This window comes from Hyphomicrobium sp. (genome assembly GCF_041674905.1).
In the GTDB taxonomy this organism is placed as follows: domain Bacteria; phylum Pseudomonadota; class Alphaproteobacteria; order Rhizobiales; family Hyphomicrobiaceae; genus Hyphomicrobium_B.
In genome coordinates, this window is sequence record NZ_JBAYUV010000015.1 from 41,100 (window position 1) to 64,709 (window position 23,610).

The 23,610-nt window shown below is 59.6% G+C and carries 17 protein-coding genes and 1 pseudogene; 12 read left to right on the top strand and 6 right to left on the bottom strand.

Annotated features, from left to right (window positions below; genetic code table 11):
* The first annotated feature begins 60 nt into the window (after nucleotides 1-60).
* From kdpF to WC026_RS08545, 6 genes are read left to right on the top strand one after another with little or no spacing between them, the layout of a single operon-like run.
* The gene (kdpF, locus tag WC026_RS08520) at nucleotides 61-147 is read left to right on the top strand and encodes a K(+)-transporting ATPase subunit F (RefSeq protein ID WP_372710455.1); all 87 of its coding nucleotides are present in this window, start codon (nucleotides 61-63) and stop codon (nucleotides 145-147) included.
* 21 nt (nucleotides 148-168) lie between these two features.
* Nucleotides 169-1,878 (top strand): potassium-transporting ATPase subunit KdpA, encoded by a 1,710-nt coding sequence (gene kdpA / locus WC026_RS08525; protein ID WP_372710435.1) that lies wholly within the window; start codon nucleotides 169-171, stop codon nucleotides 1,876-1,878.
* Nucleotides 1,879-1,888: 10 nt separating this feature from the next.
* Nucleotides 1,889-3,940, top strand: coding sequence for a potassium-transporting ATPase subunit KdpB (gene kdpB, locus WC026_RS08530; RefSeq protein WP_372710437.1), 2,052 nt, complete (start codon nucleotides 1,889-1,891; stop codon nucleotides 3,938-3,940).
* 12 nt (nucleotides 3,941-3,952) lie between these two features.
* Nucleotides 3,953-4,531: a potassium-transporting ATPase subunit KdpC gene (gene kdpC, locus WC026_RS08535; RefSeq protein ID WP_372710438.1), complete on the top strand. Its 579-nt coding sequence runs from the start codon at nucleotides 3,953-3,955 to the stop codon at nucleotides 4,529-4,531.
* A gap of 3 nt (nucleotides 4,532-4,534) precedes the next feature.
* On the top strand, nucleotides 4,535-7,243 hold the full coding sequence (locus tag WC026_RS08540; RefSeq protein ID WP_372710439.1) for a DUF4118 domain-containing protein: 2,709 nt from the start codon (nucleotides 4,535-4,537) through the stop codon (nucleotides 7,241-7,243).
* Nucleotides 7,240-7,932 (top strand): response regulator, encoded by a 693-nt coding sequence (locus WC026_RS08545; RefSeq protein WP_372710440.1) that lies wholly within the window; start codon nucleotides 7,240-7,242, stop codon nucleotides 7,930-7,932. Before WC026_RS08540 ends, WC026_RS08545 begins: the two co-directional genes overlap by 4 nt.
* Nucleotides 7,933-8,207: 275 nt before the next feature.
* On the opposite strand, the gene WC026_RS08550 is transcribed toward WC026_RS08545, so the two are convergent.
* The 5 genes and pseudogenes from WC026_RS08550 to WC026_RS08570 all read right to left on the bottom strand — a co-directional run.
* Nucleotides 8,208-11,366 carry an efflux RND transporter permease subunit gene (locus WC026_RS08550; protein WP_372710441.1) on the bottom strand — a complete coding sequence of 1,053 codons (3,159 nt, stop codon included), beginning with the start codon at nucleotides 11,364-11,366 and terminating at the stop codon, nucleotides 8,208-8,210.
* Nucleotides 11,363-12,838 carry an efflux RND transporter periplasmic adaptor subunit gene (locus WC026_RS08555; RefSeq protein WP_372710443.1) on the bottom strand — a complete coding sequence of 492 codons (1,476 nt, stop codon included), beginning with the start codon at nucleotides 12,836-12,838 and terminating at the stop codon, nucleotides 11,363-11,365. Before WC026_RS08555 ends, WC026_RS08550 begins: the two co-directional genes overlap by 4 nt.
* Nucleotides 12,835-13,230: a FixH family protein gene (locus tag WC026_RS08560; protein WP_372710444.1), complete on the bottom strand. Its 396-nt coding sequence runs from the start codon at nucleotides 13,228-13,230 to the stop codon at nucleotides 12,835-12,837. The genes WC026_RS08555 and WC026_RS08560 overlap by 4 nt, the downstream gene beginning before the upstream one ends.
* Nucleotides 13,231-13,338: 108 nt before the next feature.
* Complete coding sequence (locus WC026_RS08565; RefSeq protein ID WP_372710445.1) at nucleotides 13,339-13,719, bottom strand: hypothetical protein; 381 nt, start codon at nucleotides 13,717-13,719, stop codon at nucleotides 13,339-13,341.
* A gap of 66 nt (nucleotides 13,720-13,785) precedes the next feature.
* Nucleotides 13,786-14,013: pseudogene (locus WC026_RS08570) on the bottom strand (cation transporter); the annotation flags it as partial.
* Here WC026_RS08570 and WC026_RS08575 point away from each other — a divergent pair.
* Entirely contained in the window at nucleotides 13,961-14,443 is a 483-nt protein-coding gene (locus WC026_RS08575; RefSeq protein WP_372710446.1) for a LysR substrate-binding domain-containing protein, read from the top strand. The pseudogene WC026_RS08570 and the gene WC026_RS08575 overlap by 53 nt on opposite strands.
* A gap of 88 nt (nucleotides 14,444-14,531) precedes the next feature.
* Here WC026_RS08575 and WC026_RS08580 read toward each other — a convergent pair whose 3' ends face one another.
* Entirely contained in the window at nucleotides 14,532-15,416 is an 885-nt protein-coding gene (locus tag WC026_RS08580; protein WP_372710447.1) for a DMT family transporter, read from the bottom strand.
* Between the two features lie 769 nt (nucleotides 15,417-16,185).
* Here WC026_RS08580 and WC026_RS08585 point away from each other — a divergent pair.
* The 5 genes from WC026_RS08585 to WC026_RS08605 all read left to right on the top strand — a co-directional run bounded on the left by WC026_RS08585 (nucleotide 16,186) and on the right by WC026_RS08605 (nucleotide 22,943).
* A complete protein-coding gene (locus tag WC026_RS08585; protein WP_372710448.1) occupies nucleotides 16,186-17,136 on the top strand; it encodes a LysR family transcriptional regulator in 951 nt (316 codons plus the stop codon).
* Between the two features lie 193 nt (nucleotides 17,137-17,329).
* Nucleotides 17,330-18,952 carry an APC family permease gene (locus WC026_RS08590; protein ID WP_372710450.1) on the top strand — a complete coding sequence of 541 codons (1,623 nt, stop codon included), beginning with the start codon at nucleotides 17,330-17,332 and terminating at the stop codon, nucleotides 18,950-18,952.
* A gap of 686 nt (nucleotides 18,953-19,638) precedes the next feature.
* Complete coding sequence (locus WC026_RS08595) at nucleotides 19,639-20,766, top strand: agmatinase family protein (protein WP_372710451.1); 1,128 nt, start codon at nucleotides 19,639-19,641, stop codon at nucleotides 20,764-20,766.
* 9 nt (nucleotides 20,767-20,775) lie between these two features.
* A complete protein-coding gene (locus WC026_RS08600) occupies nucleotides 20,776-21,402 on the top strand; it encodes a HupE/UreJ family protein (protein ID WP_372710452.1) in 627 nt (208 codons plus the stop codon).
* 350 nt (nucleotides 21,403-21,752) lie between these two features.
* Nucleotides 21,753-22,943 (top strand): calcium:proton antiporter, encoded by a 1,191-nt coding sequence (locus tag WC026_RS08605; protein WP_372710453.1) that lies wholly within the window; start codon nucleotides 21,753-21,755, stop codon nucleotides 22,941-22,943.
* Nucleotides 22,944-23,610 lie beyond the last annotated feature (667 nt).

The following is a 23,610-nucleotide window of genomic DNA, read 5'->3' on the forward strand; positions in this document are numbered from 1 at the left end:
TCGGCTGCTTCGGTCTGATGATCGGATACGCCAAGCTTTGCAGCTGGCTGTGAGGCGGCAATGAGCGATCCCATCATCGGCCTCATCGTCGCCATCGGGCTGGGCGTGTACCTCGTCTACACGCTCATCAGGCCCGAAAAATTCTAGCGGCCCCGGAGGGCTCATTGCATGACTTTCGCGGGTTGGTTTGAGATTGCGCTGGTGCTCGGCGCGGTTCTCGCGGCGGCTTGGCCGCTCGGACTCTACATGGCGCGCGTGTTCGCGGGAGACCACACCGCGCTTTCGCGTGTTTTGGCTCCGGTGGAACGCGGGCTCTACGTGTTTGCGCGCGTCAAGCCGAATTCCGAGCAGAGCTGGCTCTCCTACACGATGTCGATGCTCATCTTCAACGGCGCGGGATTCCTTTTCCTCTATGCGCTGATGCGGCTGCAGCATGTGCTGCCGCTCAATCCGCAGAATTTTGGGGCTGTCGAACCGGGACTGGCCTTCAACACGTCGATGAGCTTCGTCACCAATACCAACTGGCAATCCTACGCCGGCGAGACGACGATGGGCCACCTCGTGCAGATGGCCGGTCTTGCCGTTCAGAACTTCCTGTCCGCAGCAACCGGCATTGCCCTTGCAGTTGCGGTGACACGCGCCTTCGCCCGCAGCGGCACGAGAGAAATCGGCAACTTCTGGATCGACGTTACGCGCGCGACGCTTTACGTCCTGCTTCCGCTGTCGATCTTGATCGCGATCCTCTATGTCGCCTCCGGGGTGCCGCAGACACTTTCCGCCAGCGTCTCGGCAACGACGCTGGAAGGCGCGAAGCAGACCATTGCGCTCGGCCCGGTCGCGAGCCAGGAAGCGATCAAACAACTCGGAACCAACGGCGGCGGCTTCTTCAATGCCAACGCCGCGCATCCGTTCGAGAATCCCAATGCCTGGTCGAACATCCTGTCGATCTGGAGCATGTTGCTCATTCCGACCGCGATGACATTCACGTTCGGACGTATGGTCGGCGACCGGCGTCAAGGCTTCACGCTGCTTGCTGTCATGGGCGTGCTTTTTATCGTTGGGACGGCAATCGTCTATGCGTCCGAGGTTGCGGGCAATCCGCTGCTCACGGCAGCGGGCGTCGATCCTTCCTCCGGCAATCTCGAAGGCAAGGAAATCCGCTTTGGACAAGCGCTGACCGCGCTCTATGTCGTCGCGACCACGGGGCTGTCGTGCGGCGCCGTCAACGCCATGCATGATTCACTGACCCCACTCGGCGGCATCGTTCCGCTGTTCATGATCGAGCTTGGCGAGATTCTTCCCGGCGGCGTCGGATCCGGGCTCTACGGCATCATCGTCATGGCGCTGCTTGCCGTGTTCGTCGCCGGCCTGATGGTCGGGCGAACACCGGAGTACCTCGGCAAGAAGATCGAGCCGCGTGAGATGAAGCTTGCGATGCTAGCGTTACTCGTGCTGCCGTTCTGCATCCTCGGTTTCACTGCCATTGCCGCCGTTCTTCCGACGGCACTCGCGAGCCTTGCCAACGGCGGCCCGCACGGCCTGACAGAAATTCTTTACGCCTATTCGTCGGCAACGGGAAACAACGGCTCGGCGTTCGCCGGTCTCAACGCCAATACGCCGTGGTTCAACACGACGCTTGGCCTGGCGATGATGTTCGGACGCTTCGCCTACGTTGTACCCGTGATGGCCATCGCAGGTTCAATTGCGCTCAAGACGAAGACAGCCGCCTCGGCCGGTACATTTCCGACCGATGGCGCGTTGTTCTGCGGCTTGCTTACCGGCGTCATCCTGATCCTTGGCGGTTTGCTTTATTTCCCGGCCCTCGCGCTCGGGCCGATCGTCGAGCACCTGCTGATGCTGGCCGGCAAGACGTTTTGAGGAGGCAACAATGAGCAAGCGCGCGATTTACGGTTTACTGGACCGATCCATTCTCCGCCGTGCCGTCGTCGATGCCGTGCGCAAGCTCGCGCCGCGAAAGCTCGTCCGCAATCCGGTGATGTTCGTGACGGGTGTCGTGGCGGCGCTCGTCACACTGATCTTCATCCGCGATATCGCCATGGGTCATAGTGGGCTTCTCTTCACTGGGCAGATCGCGGCGTGGCTGTGGTTCACGGTTCTCTTCGCCAACTTTGCCGAAGCGGTGGCTGAAGGCCGCGGCCGAGCGCAAGCCGACGCGCTCCGGCGTGCGCGCAGCGACACGATAGCCAAGCTTCTGCTTCATCCGGACGACACGAAAGATGATCCGTGGGAGCCGAAGCCCGCGCAAGATCTCGTTGCCGGCGATGTCGTGCTGGTCGAAGCCGGAGACATGATCCCCGCCGATGGCGAAGTCATCGAAGGTATCGCCTCGGTCAACGAATCCGCGATCACCGGCGAATCCGCGCCTGTTATTCGAGAGTCGGGCGGCGATCGCTCGGCGGTGACCGGCGGCACGGTCGTGTTGTCGGATTGGATCATCGTGCGGGTGACGGCGGTTGCGGGTTCGTCGTTCCTTGACCGCATGATCTCCCTGGTCGAAGGCGCCGAGCGGCAGAAAACGCCGAATGAAATCGCGCTGTCGATCCTGCTGTCCGGCATGACCCTGATCCTGCTCATCACGGTTACGACGCTCTGGGGCATAGCCTATTATTCGGCGACCGAGGTTTCGGTGACGGTGCTCGTGGCTCTGCTCGTCACGCTCATCCCGACGACGATCGGCGGGCTGTTATCGGCCATCGGCATCGCGGGCATGGACCGTCTCGTTCGTTTCAATGTCGTCGCAACCTCCGGCCGCGCGGTCGAGGCCGCAGGTGACGTCGACACGTTGCTTCTCGACAAGACAGGCACCATCACCTACGGCAACCGGCTCGCGAGCGCCTTCGTCCCGGTTCCCGGTCATACGGAGCACGATGTCGCGGAATCGGCGTACTTGGCATCGCTTGGCGACGAAACGCCGGAAGGACGTTCGATCGTGGCGCTGGCGCGGAGCCGCTACGGACTTGCCGAGATCATCAACAAAGTGCCGACGAAGGTTATCCCCTTCTCTGCCCAGACGCGTGTCTCCGGCGTCGATGTTGACGGTCGCAACATCCGTAAAGGCGCGGTCGATGCCATGCTGGCGCAGGTCGGCCAGACGATCGAGCGCGCACCGGCGGTATTTCGGCAAGCCGTGGATTCAATCGCGCGAACGGGCGGCACGCCGCTCGCCGTTGCGGAAGGCGTCGACCTGGTCGGCGTTATCCATCTCAAGGACGTCGTCAAACCCGAGATCAAGACGCGCTTCGCGGCGCTGCGCCAGATGGGCATCAAGACCGTGATGGTTACCGGCGACAATCCCGTCACGGCCGCCGCCATCGCCTCCGAAGCCGGCGTCGATGACTACATCGCGGAAGCAACACCACAGGATAAGCTCGCTTATATTCGATCCGAGCAGCGCAAGGGCCGCTTGATCGCGATGTGCGGCGACGGCACCAACGATGCGCCCGCGCTCGCGCAAGCCGATGTCGGCGTCGCCATGCAAACCGGCACGCAAGCGGCACGAGAAGCCGGCAATATGGTCGACCTCGACAGCGATCCGACAAAGCTGATCGAGATCACCGAGATCGGCAAGCAGCTGCTGATGACGCGCGGCTCGCTGACAACGTTTTCCATCGCGAACGACGTGGCAAAGTATTTCGCGATCATCCCGGCGCTGTTCGTTGCCACCTATCCCGAGCTTGGCAAGTTGAACGTCATGTCGCTCGCGACGCCTCAGAGCGCCATTCTTTCCGCGGTCATCTTCAACGCTCTCATTATCATCGCCCTGATACCGCTAGCGCTGAAAGGCGTCGCCTATCGCCCGGTCGGGGCCGGCGCGCTCCTGAGGCGCAACCTTCTCGTCTACGGATTGGGCGGCATCATCGTGCCGTTCATCGGCATCAAGATCGTGGATCTGGCCGTCTCCGCCCTGGGTCTTGCTTAAGGAGTGCTGCGCATGCTGTCGTATTTGCGCCCTGCTATCATTTTGCTCGCAGTTTTCACCGCTCTCACCGGCCTTGCCTATCCGCTGGCGCTCACCGGGATCGCGAACGTCTTGTTCCCCGCGCAAGCGGCCGGTAGCCAGGTCATTCGCGATGGACACGTGGTTGGGTCTCAGCTCATCGGCCAGACATTCGCGTCGAGCCGCTATTTTCATGGACGCCCTTCGGCAGCGAGCCAAACCGGCTACGACGCGTCGTCCTCGTCCGGATCAAATCTTGGACCGCTTTCGAAGCAGCTTCTGGAGCGGGTTACGAATGACGTCGCCAAGTTGCGCGAGGCAGGCGCCGCCGACATCCCGGCCGACGCCGTGACGGCCTCGGGCAGCGGCCTCGATCCCCATATCAGTCCGGCTTATGCTGAGCTTCAGATCGCAACGGTGGCTAAAGCGCGCGGCGTTTCGCCGGATCGTGTCCGCACGCTCGTCGCGCACGGCACCGACCGGCCGGCACTGGGATTCATAGGCGAGCCACGCGTTAACGTTCTGCTGCTCAATTTGGCTCTTGACCAGACATTTGGAGCAGGTTCCGGATAGCACATGGTCAATACCTCGCGGCCCGACGATACGCGGCGCCCTTCTGCAAAGGCACTCCTGGAGCTTGCCGTTAATCAACGGCGCGGCAAGCTCAAGGTGTTTCTTGGCATGGCGCCGGGCGTTGGAAAAACGTACTCCATGTTGTCTACGGCGCGCGCGCTGAAGAACGAAGGGCTCGATGTCGTTGTCGGCGTTGTCGAGACGCATGGGCGCTCCGAAACCGCGGCGTTACTCGAAGGACTCGAAGTGCTGCCACGCCGGACGGTCGCCTACCGCAACCGCACGCTGATGGAATTCGATATCGACGCCGCCATCGCGCGCCACCCGGCATTATTGCTCGTCGATGAGTTTGCCCACTCGAATGCGCCGGGGCTAGTTCATCCGAAACGTTACCAGGACGTCGAGGGCGTATTGCAGGCCGGAATCGACGTTTGGACGACACTCAACATTCAGCATCTCGAAAGCCTGACCGATGTGGTCGAACGCATCGCCGGAGTTACGGTGCGCGAAACCATTCCCGACAAAGTTCTTGAGCGCGCCGATGAGATCGTGGTCGTCGACCTGCCGCCCGAGGATTTGATCCAACGCCTCAAGGAGGGAAAGGTCTATCTGCCCGACAATGCCCGCCGCGCGATGGACCAGTTTTTTCAGCTGAGCAATCTTACGGCGCTGCGCGAACTGGCGCTCCGGCGCACGGCCGATCGCGTCGATGAGCAGATGCTGTCGCAGCTACGCCGGCAAGGCATCGAAGGTCCCTGGCCGACGGCCGAGCGCCTGCTGGTTTGCGTTGGCAACGACGAACTGGCGGAAACGGTGGTGCGCGCCGCGGGCCGCATGGCGGCGGCGCTCAAGTCCGATTGGATCGCAATCCATGTGGTGCGGAGCGAGCAAGAAAATGCCGACCGCGCCGCTACCCGAAGAATGGAAAAAGCCATGCGTCTCGCGGATCGATTGGGCGCGGAGACGGTCCGCTTTCATGCCAAAGATCTGACATCGGAAGTCCTCGCCTACGCGCGCCGCAACAACATCACCCAGATTATTGTCGGCCGTTCGCGGCCAAATTTTCTCCAACGCTGGCTCGGAAAATCCTTCTCGACCGCGCTGGTGAGCGAAGCAGCGGGCCCGTCGGTAACGGTCGTAGCACCGGATACGTCGCGCACGCCCATCGTCGCGTCGCCCTTCATTCTTCCGGATATCGGCAAGCTCTGGTCCGGCGCGCTCGCGGCGCTCGTCGCTGTTGCCGGAGGCGTCATCGCCGGCAAGATTCTGGAACAGATAACACGCCTGCCCAACCTCTCGATGGTGTTCCTGTTCGCCGTGCTTATCTGCGCCCTCAGGTTTGGAACCGCATCAGCTGTTGCCGCAGCCGTGCTGTCGTTTTTTGCCTTCAACTTCTTCTTCATCGAGCCTCGCTACACGCTGACGATCGCATCGCCGCATGAGTTGTTCGGCCTGCTGATATTTCTCGTCGTCGCGGCGGCGACCGGCAGTCTGGCCGGGCGCCTCCGCGAACAGGCCAACGCCACGCGAGAGCGAGCCGACGCAACGCAGGCGCTTTACGAATTTTCCGGCAAGCTTTCCGCAGCGACAAAGATCGACGACGTTATCTGGCTGCTTGCCGCCGAATCGGCTGCTATCGTCAAAGGCAAGTCGATCATCCTTCTTGATGAGGCTCACGAGTTATCTATTGCTGGCGGCTGGCCACCGGAAGACACTTTAGCAACCGGCGATTGGGCCGCGGCCCGGTGGGCCCATCGCAATGGCGAGTCGGCGGGGCGGCTGACAGACACAATGCCGTCAGCGATCTATCAATTCCGACCCTTGATATCGTCGACGGGGGCGGTGGGCGTGCTTGGTGTCGCGCCCGGAGACGAAGACGAAGCATTGCCTTCCGCAACCGCAAGCGCACTTCAATCGTTTGCCGATCAAGCCGCTATTGCCATAGAGCGCACCCATCTGGTCGAGCAGGCCGCGGAAGCCGCGACCACGGCCGAAAGCGAACGTCTTCGCGGCGCGCTTTTATCGTCGATCTCGCATGATCTCCGCACGCCGCTCGCTTCCATTCTCGGTTCCGCGACCAGCTTGCGGCAGCTCGGTGACCGGATGAGCAAATCCGATCGCGCCGAGCTTCTCAAAACCATCGAAGAGGAAGCCACGCGTCTTTCTTCATTCGTCTCAAACCTGCTCGACATGACGAAGCTCGAAACGGGTGTCCTCGACATCCGGCGCGACTGGGTGGATGTAGCCGACGCCGTCCGTGGCGCGATCGCAAGAGCCAAGAAGAGTTTTCCGGAGCGTAAAACCGAAACATTCATTCCGGCGAAGTTGCCGCTCATTCGTGGCGACGCAGCCCTGCTCGAACAGGTTCTGTTCAATCTGCTCGACAATGCGCACAAGTACAGCCCGCCGGAATCGGTCACGCGCGTCAGCATAACCTGGGCAACCAGCAGCTCGGTCCATATCGTGGTTGCGGACAACGGCATCGGCATACCGCCTGAGGCATTGGGCAAAGTCTTCGAAAAATTCTATCGCGCGCACGCCGGTGACGGCCGGGAACCCGGCACGGGTTTGGGTTTATCGATTTGCGCAGGGATAATTTCGGCCATGGGTGGAACGATAACGGCGCAAAGTCCAATCGCCAATGGAAAGGGCACCGAGATCTCAATTCTGCTTCCTGCCGGCGGCGTCACAGAAGAGAATGATGTGGCATGAGTAGCTTGCGCATTCTTGTCGTCGATGACGAACCGCAAATTCTTCGGTTTTTGAAACCGAGCCTGACGGCCGCGGGATACGACGTCATCGTCGCCACAACCGGCAAGGACGCCTTGAAGATCGCGGCCACGCAATCGCCTGATGTTATCCTGCTCGACCTTGGCCTCCCGGATATGGATGGCAAGGATGCGATCCGCGAGTTGAGAAGCTGGTCGAAGACGCCGATCCTGGTGGTTTCGGCGCGCGATCGAGAGGCGGAGAAGATCGCAGCATTCGATCTTGGTGCCGACGACTACGTGAACAAGCCGTTCGGGATTGGCGAGCTTACCGCGCGCCTGAGAACGGCTCTCCGCCATGCCGCACAGCAAGCTTCAGAACAAACTCATTTGCAATCCGGCGCTCTTGATGTGGATATTCTCGCGCATAAAGTGACGCTCAATGGTTCACCCGTAAAGCTGACACCCAAGGAGTTCGAGTTGCTCGCCATTTTGGTTCGCAATGCCGGACGCCTGTTGACCCATCGCCAGATTCTCGCGGCCGTCTGGGGTTCCGCTCATACAGAGGATCTTCAATATCTGCGCGTCTTCATCGGTCAATTGCGCCAAAAACTGAAAGCCTCCCCCGAGGCGCCGGACCTCATCCTGACAGAGCCCGGAATTGGATATCGCCTGCAAATCGACGCGAGCTGATCTCTAGCAGCCGCTGACACCCTCAAGACTTGGATTGATTTGTCGGATCTATTCAACTCCTGGCGGAAGCGGCTCCCGCTCGATTCTCAATAATGTCAGCGGCGTGCAGCGGCCTGCTTCATCGCGTTGTGGCATGGGTCGTCCGCAGGGCCTCCCGCGCGCATTTCGGCCGCCATCGTGCAAGCCTTGGCCATGACGGCGCCGGCCACCGGCGCGAACGCCGAGGCCGGAGACAACAGGATGATGATCAGTATGCAGAATTTTACATCATGCCCTCAGGGATTTCCATGTGCTTCCAGCCGGTGCGCCTGCACGGCCTCCTTCACGGGCAGGCGCCAGCCCTTCACCAGCCCATAGATGGCGGGGATGACGATGAGCGTCAGCAACGTGGACGACACCATGCCGCCGATCATCGGCACGGCGATGCGCTGCATCACCTCCGAGCCAGTGCCGGTGCTCCACATGATCGGGAGCAACCCCGCCATGATGGCGACTACAGTCATCATCTTCGGCCTGACGCGTTCCACCGCACCGACCATGATGGAGCGGTAAAGGTCTTCCCGCGTGAAGGGCCGTTTCTCAAGCAGGCATTCCGCCCGCACCTCACGCGACGCCTGGTCAAGGTAGATCAGCATGATCACGCCGGTCTCGGCGGCGACGCCAGCGAGGGCGATGAAGCCCACCGCCACTGCGACGGAGAGGTTGAAGCCGAGCCACCACATCAGCCAGAAGCCGCCGACGAGCGCGAACGGCAACGACAGCATGACGATGAGCGTTTCCGTCAGACGTTGGAAGTTGAGGTACAGCAGCAGGAAGATGATCATCAGCGTCACCGGGACGACCATCTGCAAGCGCGCCTCCGCTCGCTCCAGGTACTCAAACTGTCCCGACCATACGAGATAGGTGCCCGGCGGCAGCTTCACCTGCGCTTCCACCGCCTTCTTGGCGTCGCCGATGTAGCCGCCGAGATCGCGATCACGGATGTCGACGTAGACGTAGGTCGCGAGCTTGGCGTTCTCGGTGCGGATGGTGGTGGGCCCTTGCGTGAGCTGGATGTCGGCCACCTCACCCAACGGCACCGTGCCGCCACCGGGCAGCGATACGACCACGTCCTTGGCGATAGCCTGCGGGTCCGAGCGGAGATCACGCGGATAACGCAAGGCGACCGTATATCGTTCGCGGCCCTCGACCGTTGTCGTTATAGGTTCGGCGCCGAGCGCCATCGAGACCACGTCCTGCACGTCCGAGACCATCAGGCCGTAGCGGGCGAGCCGCTCGCGATTGGGGACGATTTCCAGGTAGTAGCCGCCCATCACGCGCTCGGCGTAGGCGCTGGAGGTGCCTGGGACAGTTTTGAGGACGGTTTCGACCTGGCGGGCCACCTGATCCATGGCGGTGAGGTCGGCGCCGATCACCTTGACGCCCACGGGCGTCCGGATGCCAGTCGAGAGCATGTCGATGCGGGCCTTGATCGGCATGGTCCAGGCGTTGGAGACGCCGGGGAACTGCAGCGCCCTGTCCATCTCCGCGATCAGGCTGTCGACCGTCACGCCCGGCCGCCAGTCCTCCTTGGGCTTGAGGTTGACCACTGTCTCATACATCTCGGTCGGAGCCGGGTCGGTGGCGGTCTCGGCGCGGCCGGCCTTGCCGTAGACGGACGCCACCTCGGGGAACGACTTGATTATGCGGTCCTGCGTCTGCAGCAGTTCCGCCGATTTGGTGATACTGATGCCGGGTAGCGTACTCGGCATAAACAGCAGCGTGCCCTCGTCGAGGTTGGGCATGAACTCGGTGCCGACCTTGGTCACCGGCCATATCGAAACCGCAAGGATAACCACGGCGAGCACGATGGTCAGCGTCTTCGCCTTCAGCACGCCCGTTATGACCGGGCGGTAGATGGCGATGAGCGCCTTGTTGATGGGGTTCTTTTCCTCGGGGATGATCCGCCCGCGCACGAACACCACCATCAGCGCCGGCACCAGCGTCACCGACAGCAGCGCCGCCGAGGCCATCGCGAAGGTCTTGGTGAAGGCCAGCGGCCCAAAGAGTCGTCCCTCCTGCGCCTCAAGGGTGAAGATCGGCAAGAACGACACCATTATGATCAGCAGCGAGAAGAACAGGGCTGGCCCCACCTCCGCCGCTGCGTCCACGAGGATTTGCAGCCGGGGCTTGTCCTTGGGCGCTCGCTCCAGGTGTTTGTGGGCGTTCTCGATCATGACGATGGCCGCGTCGATCATCGCGCCGATGGCGATGGCGATGCCGCCCAGGCTCATGATGTTGGAGCCAACGCCAAGGACTTTCATGGCGGTGAAGGCCATCAGGATGCCGACCGGCAGCATCAAGATGGCGACCAGCGCGCTCCTGAAGTGCAGCAGGAAGACGATGCACACCGCCGCGATCACCAGGCTTTCCTCGATCAGCGTGCGCTTCAGGGTCTCGATGGCGCGGTCGATGAGCTGCGAGCGGTCGTAGACCGGCAGGATCTGCGTGCCCGCCGGCAGTGACGGCATGATTTCCTTCAAGCGCTCCTTGACGTTGTCGATGACGGTGAGCGCATTGGCGCCGTAGCGTTGAAGCGCGATCCCGCTCGCCACCTCGCCCTCGCCGTTGAGTTCGGCGATGCCGCGCCGTTCGCCGCCGGCGATTTCCACGCGCGCCACGTCCTTGAGCAGCACCGGCGTGCCACCGCCCGTTTTGACCACGATGTTCTCGAGGTCGGGCACGCCCTTGAGATAGCCGCGCCCGCGCACCATGAATTCGTGCTCGGACAGCTCTAGCGTCCGGCCGCCCACGTCCATGTTGTTGTTGCGGATGACATCGCGGATTTTATTCAGGGGGATGTCGAGGCTTCTTAGCCGGCTCGGGTCGACGATGACGTTGTACTGTTTGACGAAGCCGCCGACGCTGGCCACTTCCGCTACGCCTTCGGCCTTGGACAAGCCGAAGCGCACCTCCCAATCCTGCATCGAGCGTAAGTCGGCGAGGGATTTGTTCGGCGCCTGCAGCGCATATTGATAGACCCAGCCCACGCCGCTGGCGTCCGGACCGAGTGTCGGGGTCACGCCGGTCGGCAAGCGCTTGGCGGCGGCGCTCAGGTATTCCAGCACGCGCGAGCGCGCCCAGTAGATGTCGGTGCCATCCTCGAAGATGACGTACACGAACGACACGCCGAAGAAGGAGAACCCGCGCACCACCTTGGAGCGCGGCACGGTCAGCATCGAGGTGGTGAGCGGATAGGTGACTTGGTCTTCAACAACCTGTGGAGCTTGTCCGGGGAACTCGGTGTAGACGATGACCTGGGTATCGGAGAGGTCGGGGATAGCATCGAGCGGCAGGGTCTTCACCGCCCACACGCCCGTCGCCACCACGAACGCGGTGGCGATGAAGACCAGCATCAGGTTCTTCGCCGACCAGGCGATGAGGCGCGCGATCATTGGCTGGCCTCCGTGGCGGGCTGCGTGGTGTCCGAGGCGTCAAAGCCCTTCAGCGCCGATTGCAAGTTGCTTTCGGCGTCGATGAGGAAGTTGCCGTTGACCACGACCTTGTCGCGTTCGGAGAGGCCACTGAGCACCTCGCGGAAACCGTCGCCGGTGCGGCCGAGCTTCACCTCACGGGGCTCGTAGCGGCCGTTTCCAAGGTCGAGCAACACAACTTGCCGATTGCCGCTGTCGATCACAGCGCTAGCGGGGACGGCCAGCGCGTTGGCGTTGCCGCCGGTGGTGATCTCGACGTTGCCGTACATGTCCGGCAGCAGCGCCATGTCCGCGTTGGGCATCTCGATGCGGACCTGCGCGGTGCGGGTCTCCTTGATCAGGTGCGGGTAGACCACCGTAACCTTGCCTTCAAAGACCCGGCCGGGGTACGCGCGCATCGTGACCTTCACGCGCTGCCCGGGCTTGATCAGGGCGATGTCGCCCTCAGACACGTCCGCCATCATCCACACCACCGAATGGTCGGCGATGCGGAAGCCCACGTCGCCTTGCTTGAAGCCCTGGCCGTCGCTCCAGTTGCGTTCCAGTACGTCGCCGCTGATGGGGGCGCGAATGGTGAAGATGTCGGGCACCTGCCGGTCGCGCTTGACCTGGTCGATAAATTCTTGCGTGACGCCGAGGTTCTGCAGCCGGCGGCTGGCGCCGACCACGCCGCCGGGGCCCTTGAGGCTGGGCGGGGTGAAAGTGTCGTCGCTGCGCATGAAGCCGGAATTCTGCTCGATGAGCAGGCGCGCGGCTTGGTCAAGGATGGCTTGGCCGAACACGGTGGCCAGCACGTCGCCCTTTCTCACATGCGTGCCGGTGGTGATGTCGCCGACCTTGACCACGTAGCCATCGAACTTTGGCGCCACCACCGCAACGCGGCGTTCGTCGATGGCGACCGCGCCTGGCGCCTGGATGGTGCGGGTGATGGGGTGGCGGCCGACTTCCACGGTCTCGACGCCGGTGCGCTGGATCTTGCCCGGCGACACCCTGATGGAGCCGTCATCGCTGTGCTCGCCCTCGTAGACAGGGATGTAGTCCATCCCCATCGAATCTTTCTTCGGCACCGGGGAAGTATCCGGCAGGCCCATAGGGTTGCGGTAGAATTTGATCTTCTTGTCGCCGAGCGAGGCGGCCGCCCGCGCGACGGCTTCGGTCTTCGGCCTGGGCTCGAAGGATACGTCTTCGCTGGCCCGGACGGCGACGTAGGCCTTTCCATCATCCGTGTTGCGCGGCTCCAGCGAATAGAACGGTTTGCCGTTCGGGGCGCGGTAATAGACGACGAGCCCGCTAGCGGCGGGATGCGTTTCGGTCATAGCCGCTGCGGGCGACAGCGGGAGCTTGATGAGGCCGGTCTGGCAGGCCCACAAGCCGGCTCCCGCCGCAGCGACGATCGCTGCGGCGGAAACCAATCCCTTGGTCACGGCGCTCATTGCTCGGCCTTGACGATGAGCTTGCTCTCGACCGTGCCGGTCTCGCCCTGCACTTTGGCGCCGAGGGAAAGGGCCCATTGCCCGGCCATGCCGAGGTAGGTCTTGAACGTGTAGACACCAAGTTGGGTGGATGAGACGGCCTCGATCGGCGCGGTCATCGTCTCCATCCCTTCCGGCCCCATGTCGATGCGCTTCGCGAAGACGACGGCATCGGCTACGGCGCGGCCGGACGGCTTGTGGACCAGTTTCACCGAGATAACCGCGGCGCCCGCCTTCACGTCCTTATCGAGAAGCTGGAACTCGTAATCCTTGGTGTTGGCAAAGGCCGTGCCGGCCATGCTTATGAGCAGCGCGACGCCGATGGCGGCCGCGCGCAACGAGGATCGTTGCATGTTGGGTATCTCCTATTGTCATGAACCTTCAGCGCGGGGCCACCATTGGCCGACGCGCTTGCAGGCCACGGCAATGCCGCGACCGCGTGGACGCCCGGAGGGCGCGGTTCAGACGCTGGGAGGTCGGAGGAGTGGAGGGATCAAAGAGCCGGCGGTGACGGCGGCAGGCAGGGCTACCATGCGCTCCGCAATCACGTCACAGGACAGCCGCGCTTCGGAAATCGGCGCGAGCAAGGGCTGGAAGCATTTGACAAGGCAGCTGCCCATCTCCGGGCAAACCTTCTGCGGGCAGTCCGGGGACGACTTCATCGGCTTCTGGCAGGGCATTTCGCCCTTGGCGTCCGCCATCGACATGTCGTGGGAAACCGCCGTGTGCGTGCCGGCCATAGCCAAGGCATAGGTCGCGGTGAGAGGCATGGATATGAGCGCCCCGAGCATGGCGATCATGCCGAGCGTCGCAAACCAGCGCTGGAAGAGCTTGTTTCTCACGGGACTCAAATTGGCACAGCTCGCCCGCGTCGACAAGCCGCCCAACCCAAACGGCCACATGGCTATCTAAACTTGAGCCGCGGCGAGCGCGGATTTCCGGCGTTCCTGCCTCGCCTGCCGCAAGATTTGCATGGACGAGGTGAGGAAGACGCAGGCCATGATGCCGGCGACAATCAAATCGGGCCATGCGCTGGCGCTACCCCACACGCCGGGGGCGGCGATCATCACCGCCACGTTGCCGATGGCGTCGTTCCTTGAGCACAGCCACACCGAGCGCACGTTTGCATCGAAGTCCACACTTGGAATTGATCGACCGGGTACGCGACGTCGGCTTCAGCACTGCTCCGCGCTTCGATGGCCGGAGTTCGCCGAGCACCGTTTGCGACATGGCCCGGTGAGCGCGCCCAAGAGTTGGTCCCTGATGAAAAATGGAAAGCGCAAGACGGTGCACCCGGTTGGACCGATTGTAGCTGACAATTCCGAAGCTGTGCTCACGGCAGCCATTGAGGGGCTTGGTATCGTCTACGCGGCCAATTGGCTGGCGGGCCCTGCTCTCCGTGCGGGGAAGCTCGTTGAAATTTTACCGGGTTGGGGCGAGCGCGGCGATGAAGGGGTCTACGCCTTGCTGCCGCCTGGGCATTTGATACCAACCAAGACAAGGCTCTTCGTGGAGGAAGTCTCTAGGGTCATCAAAGCCGGATGGAGCACGGCAAAGAGGAAGTAGCTTCCATCCCCAGGATTTCACCCGTGAAACGGCGACCGGAGAGCTGCGGCTGTCAAAGCGACGGAACAACTGAGACGTGCCACCAGATTTATTCCACTCCAGGCGGAAGCCGCTCTCGTTCGATTTTCAATAACGTTAGGGACGCGCCAACAATCAGAATGATGCTGACAACAATCCAGGGCGTTATCGGTTCATGGAAAAGCAAAGCAGCGAACATAATGGCGTAGACAGGCTCTAGTGCGATAAAACCACTGCACGTGGTGGCGGATATGCGCTTCAATGCGTAGAGGTAGAGCTGGAACATCAAAGCCGTATTGATGATCCCCAATGCTGCTAAGCAGAACCAATCAAAGCCCGATGCTGGCGCAGGTCGTGAAGCAATCAACGTTGGAATGACCCACAGGAATGCCGCCGCGTTCTGGTAAAACGATATTGTGACCGGCTCCAGGCTCCTGTTTAAGCCCTGGCTCACTTTCCAAAAAAGCGCATACGTTACAGCAGATGAAAGGCCAACGATGGCGCCGGTCAGGTTTGCCTGTCCATTGTCCGGGCTCGTAAGCAAGGCAACAGCGACAATGATGAGACATCCGACTCCAACTTCGGCTAGTCGCGGCAACCTTCGTCGCAGCGTGGCTTCAACAAGCACCGTAAAAAGAGGAAATGTTGCAAAGGTAAGAGTGGCGACTGCGACACCGGCCAGCTGAACAGAGGCGAAGAACGTCAGCCAATGTGTCGCCAATAGAAGCCCGCTGACCGCGATGGTGCCCCAACAAGATCCAATTCCAGATTGTGTTCTGTATCCGCCAAGGAGCGCCAAGGTGATCGCGCCGAAGCCTGAGCGCATCGTGACGATCCAGAACGGTGAGACGTCCAGCTTTCCATACAAAGCCGCTAATCCGAAAATGACGGCGGCGAAGTTGATCGCGATTACCCCCTCCGCCTGAGAAGAGAGCCCGAGAGATTTTAGAGGCATCGATCAGCTTTCAATGCGCTTTGGCTATGCCGCGACAGCCGTCCGACTAAACAACGTCAACTAATTCACCGCGCACAACGAGGCAATGGACTATGGGCATCGCAGACAAAAGAATGCACTGCCACGAGGCGGTTTTCGGAACCATTGAGAGCATTGACAGGATCGGCCTTTCTCGGCCGATCGACATTATAGCTTCGGCGCAGACACATGAAAATGTAGGACAGACCGCCTCCTCTGAAGGAGACCCGCGATCCCAAGACGATCGCGCAAAAGTTAGCCTAGCGCTCTTTAGTTGCGCCCCGCGGTGGCAAGATCGTTGTTTCGGGTGGAGTTCGGCGCGCCATAGCGGAAACGTCGTTGGGATAATTGCTTCTATCGAGGAGCGATGCCGAGTCACAATCGCCGTCCGTCTGTACGGAGAGTGCTTTCTGCCATGCGCGCGCTAGGACGTAGAGGAGCGTGATCGCGAAAACGTAGAAACTGAGCATAAAGAACACCACGGAGAACGCTTCGCTCTCAAACATTATTTGCCTCTATCTGAACGGGGCTAGCCCTACATTGGGCTGTACACGTGCCTTTTCGGCCGATGACGATAGCGGTTGCGCTCGCAATTAAAGACCTACCGACTTTCTATTTTGAGCATTGACCGGACCAATGCTCCGCTCGACTGCAGTATGCTGCAATGCACTCATGGTTGCGGCGCGTTGCGGCTTCGGTAGGATCGCGTAACTCATAACGTCGGGAACCCGACCTTTACCGAGGAGCGTCCATGAGAGCGCGTCACAAGTTTTGTCTCGATCTGGATTGGAATCTCCTCAAGATTTTTCACGGCATCGTTGAAGCAAACGGCGTGACTTCGGCCGCGAATGTCCTTTGGCGCAAGCAATCGACGCTTAGTCTCGCGCTGCAAAGGCTGGAAAAGCATCTTGGCAAGAAGTTATGTCGGCGCGGCCCGGCTGGTTTTGAACTGACCGACGAGGGGCGAATTCTGTACGAGTGTGTCAGAGAAGTTTATGCAAAGTTTGATCGCATTCCAGACAACCTCGACAATGTCCCGAAGGAGCTTCGCGGTCGTCTTCGGCTATGTACAATTAGCAACTTTGTAAGTGTGAAATTTGATAATCTATTAGTCGCGTTCAGCACGCGGTGTCCACTTGTCGAGCTCCAGATCGAAGTCGCTCCCTGGGAATCGATTTCCCTTGCGGTGCTCCGTAACGAGGTTGACGTTGGCATCGCTGCCATTCACGCTAAGTACCCGGATTTGCGCTACGAATATCTGACGCGTGAAGTGCATTTGGTTTATTGCGGCAAACGCCATCATCTTTATGGAACATCCGTCGAGGCAGTCGATTCTCTAACGAATGAGCCTCTAATCCTGACGGGCGCCGATGAGCCCGACAGTCTCACTTATTATCGCTTGCGTCACGGGCTTGGAAAACGCATCGCGGCCACGACGCCAAATCTGGAAGAAGCCAAGCGACTCGCCATTCTAGGGTTGGGAATTTGTTTGCTCCCTGAGCGTATGGCTGCGGCCGATGTCAGGAAGGGAGCACTTTGGCCAGTGACTCCGAGATCGTTGGGCACGGCGTGCGATATCTACGCAATTTCGAACCGTCACGTACCGAAGCGGTTGGCTACGGAACTGTTCATCGAAGAAGTCACTCGCAAGGCGGTGCAGGCTGCGCAAGCTACCGCCGAGAAAAATGGCGAGCTCTGCTAGTCATCCGAATCTCGCCAACTGAAGCATTGGACAGTGCGTTTCCGAGCGCGGGCAATGCATCAACCTCTTCAATGCATAAAATAGGGGGCCGGGGAGTTTTTAAATGCCGTCTCTATGATCTCCTAGAATTTGGGTTCCAGTACCTCACGCGGTGAGGTGCCGACCTGTAAAAAAATAAAATCGGGAGGTTTGGATGTCGGAGGTGGCCTTAGAGGTCGAACCAAGAGCGGCCGCAGCAGTCGGCACGATGATTCGAACGTTGAATTGGAAGCACGCGTTCTGGATTGCGTCTGGCACTCCGGTGCTCGTTTTATTCTCAATCGGCGCCGTAGCGTCTGCAGCCGGCAATATTTCGGCAGGCGTATGGATGCTGTCGATGTTTATCGGTTTTATTCAGTGCTTCACTTACGCGGAAATATCCGGCCTCTTCCCAAATAAGTCGGGCGGAGCGTCCGTATACGGAGCGATCGCATGGGTTCCTTACGGCAAAATGCTGGGACCCGTTTCAGTCTGGGCAAATTGGTTCTCTTGGTCGCCGGTCCTTGCCATCGGGTCAGGCCTTGCCGCGGGTTACGTTTTAAACCTGCTTTTTCCTGCCGACTCTGCGATCAGAACCTGGCAGCTTACTTTGTTCGATCTGGGCTTCATTAAAGAAGGTGTGGTCGTAAGGCTCAACGCGACTTTCTTCCTTGGACTAGCGTTGATGCTCACTGTTTTCGCAATTCAGCATCGCGGCATTCTGAAAGCGGCCCGCGTTCAGATGATCGTCGCCGTCTCGGTTTTGCTCCCGCTTCTGTTGGTCGGCATCGTGCCGTTGCTGACGGGAGATATTAACACCCAAAACTTCACTCCGTTTGTTCCACTCATCCATGACGCGGCGGGACAGCCGGTGAATGGTAGCTGGGATATGGTTGGGGTCACGACCCTGATGGCGTGCCTATTGCTGGCGGCGTGGTCAACGTACCCATTCGAAACAGCCGTCTGCTATGTGAGCGAATTTAAGAATCCGGGACATGATACCGTTCGAGCATTGGTGTATTCGGGATTGCTCTGTATCGCATTCTACACGCTCGTTCCGGTCGCATTTCAAGGCTACCTTGGCCTAGAGGGGCTTCTCGACCCTGGCATCTACGACGGCACCGGTGTGGGTAAAGTGATGACCCAAATGGTCGGCGCCGGACCGATGTTGGGCAACTGCATTATCGCGATTCTGACTTTGTCGATCTGCCTCGTGGTTATGACCGCCATGGCTGGTTCGTCGCGCACGCTGTATCAGGGTTCGCACGACGGCTGGCTGCCAAAATATCTTTCTCGCATCAATAGCCATGGTGCGCCTGTGGCAGCCATGTGGACCGATCTCTGCTTCAACATGTTGCTTCTTTCGATCTCGGACTATGTCTTTCTCATCGTTCTCGCGAACACGACTTACATGGTCTTTGTTTTCCTGAATCTACAGGCCGGATGGCTGCATCGCGTGGATCGCCCAAATCAAAAGCGACCCTATCGTGCTCCAACTTGGTTGCTGACCGTAGGCGCGATTTGCGGCTTCGTAAATCTTCTCATCATGGGGTGGGGCGCGGATTTCTGGGGTCAGCGGGTGTTGTTGACTAGTCTTATTATTGTGGCTGGAATTATCCCGATTTTCGCTTACCGCCATTATGTAACCGACGGAGGAAAATTTCCGAGTTGGATGCAGGATGACTTGGAGGAAAACGGAAAACCGGTCCCTCGCCGCGCAGGTATGTTGCCATACTTAACTCTGCTTGCGGGTGGATTGGTTATCTATGCGGGACACCTCCTAGCCACCTTCCAGTAACCCTGACGAAGTGTATCATAGTAGGCGTGATGCCACGGCGATTGCCGTGGCATCATTTCCGGCATCGGAGCTTCGTTCTCATGCGCAATATTTTTTCCATAAATGCGATTGGGCAATTTACCTGCATTGTGGCGCGCCACGTGCGGGACGGGTTGATTTTGCGCGCATTCGCCGTCCTGCCTTCGACTAAAGAGAACGAATTCAAACTCAGAAAACTGCTCGATAGATAATCAAGATGCGATGCTCCCTAAGTTGGGAAGCATGAGAAGTTTTCTGCCTTGCGCTTCGAATGTTGTCGGGGCGCTTATTTCAGCGCGCAGTTATATTTTCTGCGCCGGCGACATCTCCATATTGAATCTATCTTGAGCGACAAAAATCGCCTCATCGCATCTGCTCCGCTCACAAATCCGATCTTCTTTGCGCGCCAAGCGTGGCGCTGACGAGCGCCGTAGAAAGCACGATTGCCCGCCCTCGACGCAAACCGTCATCATTGATTTGAGCAATGCTATCGATTGATATTTGGAGAGTGTTCAGCGCGGCTCATTTATGGAACCTTTGTCGTCATAACTTTATTTCAAAAGGAAGTCGAAATGACTGACGACAAAAACAATGGGAGCGGGACGCACAGACACAGACACCCCCATCTGCATGGAGTGAAACGCGAGGATACCCACGGCGCAAAGTCCATGCATACGCTTTCGCGCATCTCGCAGCAGAAGCAGGACGAGGAAGTCAAACAGTCCTTGCAATTCGGTCTTGAGGCCGCCGATTCAGTAGTCGACCGCAACATCTCTCTGTTCAGCCGCGGCCATCAGCCGGCTTTTGCGGGCATCAATACGTTTATGAAGGCGCCTTATTGCGAGGACATTCGCAAAATCGGGAACTACGAGGCGGCATTCGTCGGCGCGCCCTTCGATTCAGCGACGACGTACAGGCCCGGCACCCGCTTTGGACCGCAAGCGGTGAGGCGCATATCCGCGCTCTATGACGGATATTGGTTCGACGGCGGGGTTGATATCTACGAAGAACTCGATCTCTGCGACGCCGGCGATATTTTCGTCATCCCCGGAAACATCGAGAAAACGTTCGATCAGGTAACCAAAGCCGTTTCTCACATTTACACGTCCGGCGTGTTCCCGATCATTTGCGGAGGCGATCACAGCCTCGGATTTCCGAACGTGCGCGGCATCGCTCCGCATATCGACGGGAACGTCGGCATCATCCACATCGACCGGCACATCGATATCCAGGAGAAGGATATGGATGAACGGATGCATACCACGCCCTGGTTCTGGACGACCCACGAGGGTTCTCACGCCTCGCACCGCGACCATAGCCACATGCACGATGTCGGCCTGCCGAACTGTCATCCGAAGAATCTCGTGCAAATCGGAATTGGCGGCTGGTATGGCAATCGGCCCGGTACGGCGGTCGCGAAGCGCCGCGGTACGAGCGTGCTCACGATGCACGACGTGCAACACCACGGACCGCAGAAGGCGGCGGAGATCGCGTTGGAGATGGCATGGGAAGGCTGCAAGGCCGTCTACTTGTCATTCGATATCGATTCCATCGATCCAGGTTTTGCCCCCGGAACTGGTTCTCCGGAGCCTGGCGGTCTTCTGCCCAGGGAAGCCTTTGAGATGATCCACACCATCGCACGCGAAGGACTGTGCGGCATGGAGGTCGTGGAAGTCTCGCCACCCTACGATGTCAACGACAATACGGCGCAACTTGCCTGCCGCGTCGTTCTCGACGTGGTTGGGACGCTCGTTGCTGAGGGGCACCTCGGTCACCGCAACAAAGTATTCAAATAGGAGACCGCAATGAAAAGAAATTCGATAGCAAAACACGCGCTCTCAGTGGCCGGGATGGCGGGCTTGCTTTCGTTGGCGGCTGTCATGCCGGCGTCAGCTCATGTTGGAGCGGGCTCGGTCGACACATTCAGCCATGGCTTTCTTCATCCCTTCAACGGTCTCGATCATATTCTCGCTATGGTCGCAGTCGGTCTTTACGCTGCCAATTTGGGGGGACGAGCGCTTTGGCTCGTGCCGTCAGCGTTCATAGGCACAATGGTTGTTGGCGGCTTGCTCGGATACTACGGATGGCCGTTGCCTATGGTGGAGGCTGGCATCGCTCTGTCCGTGATTGTAATGGGGATGGCGATCGCTCTCGGGGTACGCCTGCCGACGATCGCGGCGATGGCGCTGGTGGGCGTGTTTGCCCTCTTTCATGGCCATGCGCACGGCAATGAAGGCGCTGGCCTCGGGATCGCATTCCTTCCTTATGCAGCAGGCTTCATCGTCGCGACGGGTGTGTTGCACATTTCAGGGATTGCTCTCGGAGCAGCGTTCGATCGGTTCGGCACGCTGTCGGTTTCCTTGAACCGGTTTGCTGGCTGCGTCGGCCTTATTGCAGGCATCTCCTTGTTCGCCGGTTTGCTGACAGCCTGACGCACGAGTTCTGTCGCCGGCGCATCCTGAACAGGAGCCGGCGACCGGCCCGTTGCGATGACCGCAGGCTTACGACTTATCAACGAAGTCCAGCCGGAGGCGTGTTTATTCGTCGGGTTCTTCGCTGTTCCCTGTGCGCAACTGGTGTGCACATACTTGGCTGGGAGTAGGTGCTCCCAGCCTTTTTGCGTCGAGCGGTTTCGGGCGGCCCCGGATCGAGCCTGCCGCCACGCGGGAATTGACGGACATAAAAAAATTCGTCTATAGCTCCGCACCCGCAAGGGCGTCAGCGGGACGACCTGCCTGTCGCAAATGAGCTTTAGGGACGACCCCAAGTCATGGGGTAGGCAGTGGATTCCCAGAAAATTCCTTCAGCATCAGGGGCTCGCTTATCGGTTCGGCAGCTCTTGCCGTACACGACCTTTATTCGCCTTGCGCTGGCATGGGGCGCCGTCGCTGCATTCGAGCTTGGAGGCAAGATATGGCTTGCCTATCCCATCCCGATTGCGACCGCGATCGTCTGCTTCTTAATTCTGTTTTCGATCATCCTTTTCGCGGCTTTCGGTGTCGTGCGCGAGGCCGACCATCTGGCGCATTTGCTGGGTGAGCCCCTTGGCACACTTATCCTTACATTCACCGTGGTCTCCATCGAAGTTATCCTGATCGCCGCGGTGATGATCGGGCCAGGCGAAGCCACCACGATCGCGCGAGATTCAATTTTCGCGGTCATGATGATCATCCTCAACCTCGTAACGGGACTCTGCTTGCTCCTGGGCGGACTTCGCTATGGCGAGCAGGAGTTCAATCCCCAAGGTGCGGTCGCATACCTGTCCATGATCGTCCTGCTAACCGCCACCGGGTTGATCTTACCGAATTTCCTGAGTTCGCAAGATGGCAGCTTTACGCCGCGCCAGGCGTGGCCCATCGCCATGCTGACCGGAGCCCTCTACTTGGTTTTTCTCGCGATGCAGGTCGGACGGTATCGGCGTTTTTTTATCCAACCTGTATCGGCCGCGTCGATGGCGTCCGCAAAGCGCGCTGAGGACTGCCCAGACGATTCCGCGCTGACCATTGGTACACGGGATCGGCGAGCGGTTTTTATCCGCTCGCTGGTGCTGGCGGGGCTGATGCTACCGATCGTGCTGCTCGCTCACCACTTGGCCGTTCTGATCGATTTTGGAATCGAACGCGCCAAGGCACCCGCGGCGATTGGCGGCGTCGTGATCGCCATCATCGTTTTCACGCCAGAATCGATCACGTCCATAAAGGCCGCGCTTGCCGACAAAATGCAAAGGGTGGCGAACCTTTGCCTTGGCGCCTTTGTCTCGACCGTAGGTCTTACCGTGCCGGCCGTTCTCGTTATCGGGCTCATCAAGGGCAAAGCCGTGGTCCTGGGACTTAGTCCGCTCGACACATTTTTGGTTGGTCTCACATTAGTGCTGACGACGCTGACATTCGTTGGCCCACGGAGCTCTCCAATCCAGGGGGCCATGCATCTCATGCTGTTCGCAACCTACTGCGTGTTGCTGTTTGTACCGTGACTCGGGATTTCGCATTTTGGCCAAGGCCGAGGCGCGTCCCCCGCCGCGCACTATGTACTCTGGTCGCGGCTCGGCCGCAGCTGACGCCATGGGCGTTGCGACGCTTATCCTGTGGCGCGCACCGACGCGGAATCGGCGAAGCTCCTGAGCCAATCGCCGTCAAACGCGCAGTCAAAAAGTTTATAGGAGTTTATAGTTTTTAGGACTTACACGTCGTAGCGCTAAGTCTTGTCCGTCATCGAATGCTTTGAGACAGTTTGCGGCGTGACTGAGCGGAGGGCTTCGGCTCATCTGGATTGAAGTTTAAGCGGCTTTCTTATGGTGCTGCAATCGTCGTTTGCGGATGGTATCGCGTTTGATCCTTTCTCGTTGCAACAGGATGGCGGACAGTCATCGTTTGAGGACGGCTAATTGCGCATTGAGCGCACCCCTGTTCATCAAGCTGACCCACTGAGCCAAGCCGTCAAGACAGCAGCCATCGCACAGAACGAAAAAGCGCCAGAGTATGATCCCTGGCGCTCGTGAATTCGGATTTTAGAGAGACCTGTCAACGCCGGAGAGAATGTGCAGCAGATTTCCGGAGCAAAAGTGCAGCACCGACGCCAGCAAGAAGGCCCCCGATATCGGGGGCCTTCTTGCTTATGGAGCCTTATTGCTGCGCGGTTTC

Excerpts from the sequence above, each read along its gene's own strand:
- WC026_RS08575 (WP_372710446.1), top strand. The coding sequence starts at position 13,961 with ATGGCGTCGTTCCTTGAGCACAGCCACACCGAGCGCACGTTTGCATCG.
- WC026_RS08545 (WP_372710440.1), top strand. The coding sequence starts at position 7,240 with ATGAGTAGCTTGCGCATTCTTGTCGTCGATGACGAACCGCAAATTCTT.
- WC026_RS08600 (WP_372710452.1), top strand. The coding sequence starts at position 20,776 with ATGAAAAGAAATTCGATAGCAAAACACGCGCTCTCAGTGGCCGGGATG.
- WC026_RS08540 (WP_372710439.1), top strand. The coding sequence starts at position 4,535 with ATGGTCAATACCTCGCGGCCCGACGATACGCGGCGCCCTTCTGCAAAG.
- kdpA (WP_372710435.1), top strand. The coding sequence starts at position 169 with ATGACTTTCGCGGGTTGGTTTGAGATTGCGCTGGTGCTCGGCGCGGTT.
- WC026_RS08560 (WP_372710444.1), bottom strand. The coding sequence starts at position 13,230 with ATGCAACGATCCTCGTTGCGCGCGGCCGCCATCGGCGTCGCGCTGCTC.
- kdpC (WP_372710438.1), top strand. The coding sequence starts at position 3,953 with ATGCTGTCGTATTTGCGCCCTGCTATCATTTTGCTCGCAGTTTTCACC.
- WC026_RS08580 (WP_372710447.1), bottom strand. The coding sequence starts at position 15,416 with ATGCCTCTAAAATCTCTCGGGCTCTCTTCTCAGGCGGAGGGGGTAATC.
- WC026_RS08550 (WP_372710441.1), bottom strand. The coding sequence starts at position 11,366 with ATGATCGCGCGCCTCATCGCCTGGTCGGCGAAGAACCTGATGCTGGTC.
- WC026_RS08590 (WP_372710450.1), top strand. The coding sequence starts at position 17,330 with ATGTCGGAGGTGGCCTTAGAGGTCGAACCAAGAGCGGCCGCAGCAGTC.
- WC026_RS08555 (WP_372710443.1), bottom strand. The coding sequence starts at position 12,838 with ATGAGCGCCGTGACCAAGGGATTGGTTTCCGCCGCAGCGATCGTCGCT.
- kdpB (WP_372710437.1), top strand. The coding sequence starts at position 1,889 with ATGAGCAAGCGCGCGATTTACGGTTTACTGGACCGATCCATTCTCCGC.
- kdpF (WP_372710455.1), top strand. The coding sequence starts at position 61 with ATGAGCGATCCCATCATCGGCCTCATCGTCGCCATCGGGCTGGGCGTG.
- WC026_RS08585 (WP_372710448.1), top strand. The coding sequence starts at position 16,186 with ATGAGAGCGCGTCACAAGTTTTGTCTCGATCTGGATTGGAATCTCCTC.
- WC026_RS08595 (WP_372710451.1), top strand. The coding sequence starts at position 19,639 with ATGCATACGCTTTCGCGCATCTCGCAGCAGAAGCAGGACGAGGAAGTC.